Genomic DNA, 6,494 nt, shown 5'->3' with positions numbered 1-6,494 from the left:
GTTGGTGAAGGTCTGCCAGAACGTCTCTTCCAAATATACGCGCTCAAAGGTGCGCAAGGCGCTTCCCGCAAAGTTCTCGTACATCATTCAGGAGCTGCTGCACGAATCGACCATCGAGCCGAATAAGCATGCCTATATCAACGTGATTATCAGTACCATCATATCTACGAAGCGGGCGGATGATTTTATTGTAGCCATGTGCAACCTGATACAGCGCCTGACCATTGACTCACTGCATATCGTGGGCGACATCTACGACCGCGGTCCGGGTGCGCACATCATCATGGACACGCTTTGCGATTATCACAATTTCGATATCCAGTGGGGCAATCATGACATCCTGTGGATGGGTGCCGCGTCGGGCAATGACGCCTGTATGGCAAACGTCATCCGTATGTCAATGCGATATGCCAATCTGGCCACGTTGGAAGACGGCTACGGCATCAACCTGCTGCCCCTTGCCACTTTTGCCATGGATACCTATGGAGATGATCCTTGCACCATCTTTGCTCCGAAGATGAACTTTGCCGATGGAGAATATAACGAAAAGACGTTGCGCCTGATTACGCAGATGCATAAGGCGATTACGGTGATACAGCTCAAGCTGGAGGCGGAAATCATCGACCGTCGTCCGGAGTTCGGTATGGAGGGCCGGAAGTTGCTGCATAAGATTGATTTTGAGCGCGGCGTGTTTGTCTATGAAGGCAAGGAGTATGCCTTGCGCGACACGAACTTCCCGACCATCAACCCTGCCGATCCGTATCGCCTTTCGGACGAAGAACGCGAGCTGATGCACCGAATCCATACCTCCTTCATGAATAGCGAGAAGCTGAAGAAACACATGCGTTGCCTGTTCACTTACGGCGGCATGTACCTGGTGTGCAACAGCAACCTGCTTTATCATGCTTCGGTGCCGCTGAACGAGGATGGCAGTTTCAAGCGTGTCCGCATCGGTGAGAAAGAGTATTGGGGGCGCACGTTGCTGCAAAAGACCGACCAGTTGATTCGCCGTGCCTATTTTGAGGAAGACGGTTCGGAAAGCAAACGGTTCGCGTTGGATTTTGTCTGGTATATGTGGTGCGGTCCTGACGCCCCCTCGTTCGACAAGGATAAGATGGCCACCTTTGAACGCTATTTCCTGACAGACAAGAGCCTGAGCAAGGAGACGAAAGGCTACTATTATACGTTGCGTAACGAATCGGTCGTGTGCGACAACATCTTGCGGGAGTTTGGCGTAGAGCCGGGATCCCATTCGCACATCATCAACGGCCATGTGCCGGTGAAGACCATCAAGGGCGAGCAGCCCATCAAGGCGGATGGCAAGCTGTTGGTGATTGACGGTGGATTCTCCAAAGCCTATCAGCCTGAAACGGGCATTGCGGGCTATACGCTGGTGTATCATTCTCACGGCCTTCAGCTGGTGCAGCACGAACCGTTCCAGAGCCGCCAGAAGGCGATAGAGGAGGGGCAGGACATCAAATCGACTACCTTCGTCATTGAGTTCAATTCGCAACGCATGATGGTGAAGGACACGGACAAAGGGCGTGCCCTCGTCACCCAGATACAAGACCTCAAGAAACTGCTGGTGGCATATCGTACCGGACTTATCAAAGAGAAACAGTAACTGATGAAGAAACTTATCTACCTGCTTCTTGCCTTTGCCTTTCCTCTGCTGGCCGTCACCTACGGATGCGGTTCCAAAGAAGAAAATGCCGTAACCGACACGCTTTTCACTGTCCCGTATATCAGCAGCCTTTCCATTCAAGAGCCGGAAAGAGCCCTTGTGTTGATTGACTCGGCGGAGCAGGAAGGAAGGATGACCGATTTTGATGTCAACCGACTGCGTGCGGTGGTCTATCACAATGGATTATCGGACGATAACAAAGCGTTGGAATATGCGTTGAAGGCGCTTGAACTCGCCGAAATCTACAAGACCGGCGAGCAGGCGCTTCAGATAGAACGCCAGTCGGCTTCCATCCTTGTCCGCAATATCGTCATTGCCGCCGCTATGCTGTTCCTCTCGCTCTGTATCGTGTTCATGGTCCGTGTGCTCCGTTACAACCGCATCGTCAGCAGCAAGAACCGGAGCATGGTGAAGACCCTCAACGAACTGATGGGCTACAAAGGCAAGGTGTCCGAATTGCAGGAAGAGCTTATCCGCTTGCAGGAGAAGGTGGCAAGCCATACGGCCGCTCCCACCGAAGAGGCTACGTTCGCTGTTCCGCCTTCCGCTGTTGCCGCCGCTCCGTCTTCTTCAAACGGCAGTGCTGCCACGGTGGAACTGACGGAATTCGACCGCCTGCTTTTCGAACGCATGGATCATGAGGTGATTGCCCGTCGGCTCTTCCTGAATCCCGACTTCTCGAAGGCGTCTCTGTTGGCAGAGTTTCCTGTTCCTGCCAATAAGTTCTCCACTTTCTTCAAGGAGTATGCCGGATGCACCTTTTCGCAATACATCCACAACTGCCGTCTGGACTATGCCGTAAAGTTGATGGGTGAGAATCCCTCGTGGAGCATAGATGCCATTGCCAAAGCCGCCCGGATGTCGAACGGCTCTTTCTACAACCAGTTCAAGAAGAGGTTCGGCATGAGCCCTTCGGAATACCAGAAGAAGTTCGGCATGAGTCCTTCGGAATTCCGGAAGGATGAAGGCAATCTTTCGATGGAGGAGTGATTTTGGCAATTATTCTGTCATCGAAGTCGAAGGATCTCTTCTCTTCGTGTACGCCCTTCTCTTTTTGTATATTCAAAGGGAGTAGATTCTTCGACTTCGCTCAGGATGACAGAATGAGACTATTACGGAAACACGAGATGGCACACGATAACGCTTTCCGTCATTAGCGGGCTTTTAGCCCGATTATATGCAGTTACGAAGCGTTTCGCTGCCAGTCACATTCACAAAGGATTCCAAGTATCTGTTGTTTCTTTCCACTACGGCGGTAGTATATATCATCCTGTTTTCGGTGCTTCACCACATCCATCTGATATGAAAATCCTCCTTTTTTAATTCTTTCTTTATCAGCATTTTAATGTTCTCCGTGATTTTCATGGAGAACTTGCGTGATTTTCGTGGAGAACAACATATTCGGATGGAGCCCCCTGCTCGTTATTGATATTTACTTTTGTCGCTTTATTATTGAGAAGAAAGGAAACGATGAAAGCAATCAAGACAATTTCCATCCTGAGCATCCTGATGCTGTGGGCGTTTCTACCCGCCTACGGTCAGAAAGAGAAAAACACCGTATTCAAAATCAGCGTAGGCGATTTCATCTACAATAGTCCGGAGGGAGAAAACTCCACAGCCGGTAAGGTACTGAAGAGCGTAACCGACATATTGTTGACGGGCAATAGCTCCAAGCACCAACCCCAGTATGCCGATGCCGTGAGGGCAAGCATCGTCACTGGTCTGAGCCGGATAGTGAGGTTCCGCACCGTGGACGGCGACTTCCTGCCGGACGAACTTGCGGAGGGCGAACCTGCCTTCTGCGTGGACGGCGTGATAGCCAACATCAGCACCGTCACCAAAACGGAAACCACCACCAACAGCAAGAAAGAAAAGATTACCAACACCTACTACCGAGGACTTGTCAGCGTGACAGTCAACCTGAAAAACCCGGTTACCGGGACAATTGACAACAGCCAGACTTTCAATCTTTCCGAATCCGATGCCTCTTGGATGGGTTCGGAAGAGAAGGCGATGAGCAACACCTTGGAATGGCTCACGAACAGAGTGGCATCCTGCTACAACCGCCTGTTCCCCCTCCACGCCTCCATCATCGAGGGCGGCGAGGTGAAGAAAGAGAAGAAGATGAAGACCGCCTACATCGACCTCGGCGCTGCCGATGGCGCCTACGAAGGGCAGTCGTTCAACGTCTATACCGTCAAGACCATCGCCGGCAAGGAGGCCCGCACCGAAATAGGCCGCCTGCGCATTGAAGAGTTGCTGGGCGATGACATCAGCCTCTGCAAAGTGACCAAAGGGAGCGAACAGGTGAAGGAGGCGCTCGACAAGGGACAGACGCTGGTGGTGATAAGCCGATAATCCGGCGACGAACGGCCGGCATTCATTAATCAATAAAAACAAAAACATCATGGCAGAAGAAATCATCTACCAATTCAACGGCCAACTGGCGGACAACACCGTGACCGTGGACGACAAAGAGGACAAGATTCTTGTCCCGGTATCGAACGGCAACGCCGACACGGCACGCATCATCGCCGAAATGAAAGCGGAAGACTCCGGTCTGCGCGAAGAGACCATCCAACACGTGGTTGCCTTGTACAAGCGAGTCATCACTCGTCTGCTGCTCTCCGGTGTCAGCGTGAACGACGGGCTGTACTATGCGCAGGCATCCTTCCGGGGCATCATCGAGAACTCGCAGTGGAATCCGGCGAAGAACTCCATCACCGTGAACTTCCAGATGGGCGCCGACCTGCGCGAGGCAATCAAGAAGACCCGCGTGAACATTATCGGCGAGAAAGGCTCTGCCATGTACATCGGCGGCGTGGCCGATGCCTCCACCCGCGCCACCGATGCCAGCGCCACGGCAGGACGCGCCTTCACGCTGACGGGCAGCAAAATCAAGGTGGCGGGCACCGATACCTCGGTGGGCATCACGCTGACCTCGGAAAGCGGCGTCGTCACCAATATCACGGAAGACCTCTTCGTCATCAACGACCCGTCGAAGGTGACGTTCATCATCCCCGCCAATCTTGCCAATGGCACTTATACGCTGAAGCTGACTACGCAATTCGTCAACAGCAAAACGTTGATGAAAACACCGCGTAGCGTGGAGAAGACAATCTACATCGGCACGGCTCCCACTACGGGTGGAAGCACGGGTGGAAACACAGGTGGAGGCAGCGGTACGGGCGACGGCGATGGTCAGGACAAGAATCCGTTAGGCTAAGTTTTTCTTTGCGGGCAGCGTCACCGGGCTGCGACGAGTGCCGTCACAGGTCGGTGACGAGTGTCATCACAGGTCGGTGACGAGTGTCGTTGCAGAACGGTGACGGGTGCTGCTATTTTTCAGAAGCGATTTTAGATACTATTAACCCATAAAATAACAGACATGAAAAAATTTTTATCCCTATTGGCAGGAATCACATTCCTCACCTTTACATCGTGCAGCGATGATGATGCGTTCAAGGCGGAAGTGAAGTATCCCATCGGAACGGTAGAGAACCAGCTTGTTGTGGATGCCTGGCGCTCCACACACCAGCTCGAAGTCAAGGCCGACGGTCCCTGGCGCATCGAGACTGACGACTATTTCCTCACCGTCTCTCCTGAAAGCGGAACGGGTGATGCCACCGTGACCTTGACGCTGGACAATAATCAGGGTGAAAGGCGTAAAGCAGGAACACTCTCCTTCATCTTTGAAGGACACGAGAATCAGAACCGCGAACTGCGCGTATTGCAGAAGTATGCGGGCGACTACGATGACAATGCTGCCGGAGAGTTGGAAACCTCCAACAATGTCTATGCCGTGGGCTACGGCTACGATGCTACCGGATATTGGGCAAATTCCCGTTCGGTGAGAAAGGAGATATTCTGCACAAAGAACCTCATCGAAGACAAACTGCTCGTATTAGGTCCTGTGCAGGTCAAGACCTCGCTTGAGACGCTTTCGGGTTCCATTGTCAACGACATGACCGACCAGCTTGCCGCGAAAGCCAACGTGGAGGGCGGTTTCGCCAAATTCAAGGCAGAGGCGAACGCATCGTTTGACATGAACCATGCCAGCAACAGCAACTACGAGTTTGCCTCCACCTATTACACCATAGAGGTCAGAAAAGCCTCTCTTGAAACCGATTACAAGGCACTGTTGCGCAGCAAGAGATACCTGAGTGCCGATGCCTATTATGCCATTAACGGCGTACCCTATCAGGATGAGTGGACCGGAGAGGAGTACACCGATTATCCCTCGACTGCCGAAGGACTCAAGCGACTGATCAAGGAGTATGGCACTCACGTTGTTGTCAGTGCCTCTTTGGGTGGCCGTGTGCGCCACTCCATGGAAGTGGATGTCAGCAAAGTGACATCAGACTACGATGTCAAGGCTTTCGCGCAGGCCAGCTACGACGGGCTGTTTGTCAGCGCCGGAGGCAGTGTGGACGAAAAGTACAAGGAGTCTTACAACAAGAACCTAAACAGCGTGAAGATAGAGGCTGACGCGGCAGGTGGAGATGAAGCCGCCGCAAAGAAGATAACCTCACCGAATAAACTGACGAAAGCGGATTTGGATGCATGGGTCGAGTCGGTGACTGAAAAGAACGTGGCATTGGTCAACTTTGACCAATATTCGCTGGTGCCCATTTATGAGCTGGTTAATGTAAGCTTGACAGAAGAAAAAAACAAGGTGGACGGAACAAAACGCAAAGAGGCACTGATGAAATACATGAATCAGGGGGAGATGGGCAAAGACCCGGATTTCTCGTCCTATGATTGCGGCACCATAACGGAGACAGATCTATCTTACTATAAGAATTATTAT

5 protein-coding genes are annotated in these 6,494 nt (G+C 52.2%); all 5 read left to right on the top strand.

Annotated elements, in window-relative coordinates; all coding sequences use genetic code 11:
- On the top strand, nucleotides 1–1,624 hold a 1,624-nt coding region (locus K2G43_RS00170; RefSeq protein ID WP_300152541.1), incomplete at its 5' end, for a fructose-1,6-bisphosphatase.
- Between the two features lie 3 nt (nucleotides 1,625–1,627).
- A complete protein-coding gene (locus tag K2G43_RS00165) occupies nucleotides 1,628–2,674 on the top strand; it encodes a helix-turn-helix domain-containing protein (protein WP_300152539.1) in 1,047 nt (348 codons plus the stop codon).
- A gap of 480 nt (nucleotides 2,675–3,154) precedes the next feature.
- Nucleotides 3,155–4,042 carry a hypothetical protein gene (locus K2G43_RS00160; protein WP_300152537.1) on the top strand — a complete coding sequence of 296 codons (888 nt, stop codon included), beginning with the start codon at nucleotides 3,155–3,157 and terminating at the stop codon, nucleotides 4,040–4,042.
- A 49-nt stretch (nucleotides 4,043–4,091) separates the two neighbouring features.
- Complete coding sequence (locus tag K2G43_RS00155; RefSeq protein ID WP_297642276.1) at nucleotides 4,092–4,910, top strand: DNA-binding domain-containing protein; 819 nt, start codon at nucleotides 4,092–4,094, stop codon at nucleotides 4,908–4,910.
- 162 nt (nucleotides 4,911–5,072) lie between these two features.
- A partial coding sequence (locus tag K2G43_RS00150) for an MAC/perforin domain-containing protein (protein WP_300152534.1) occupies nucleotides 5,073–6,494 on the top strand: 1,422 nt, incomplete at its 3' end.

The sequence above is a fragment of the Bacteroides sp. genome, from assembly GCF_029057325.1.
In the GTDB taxonomy this organism is placed as follows: Bacteria; Bacteroidota; Bacteroidia; order Bacteroidales; family Bacteroidaceae; genus Bacteroides.
The sequence above is the reverse complement of the archived record's forward strand: the minus strand, read 5'-3'. Positions and strand labels throughout refer to the sequence as shown.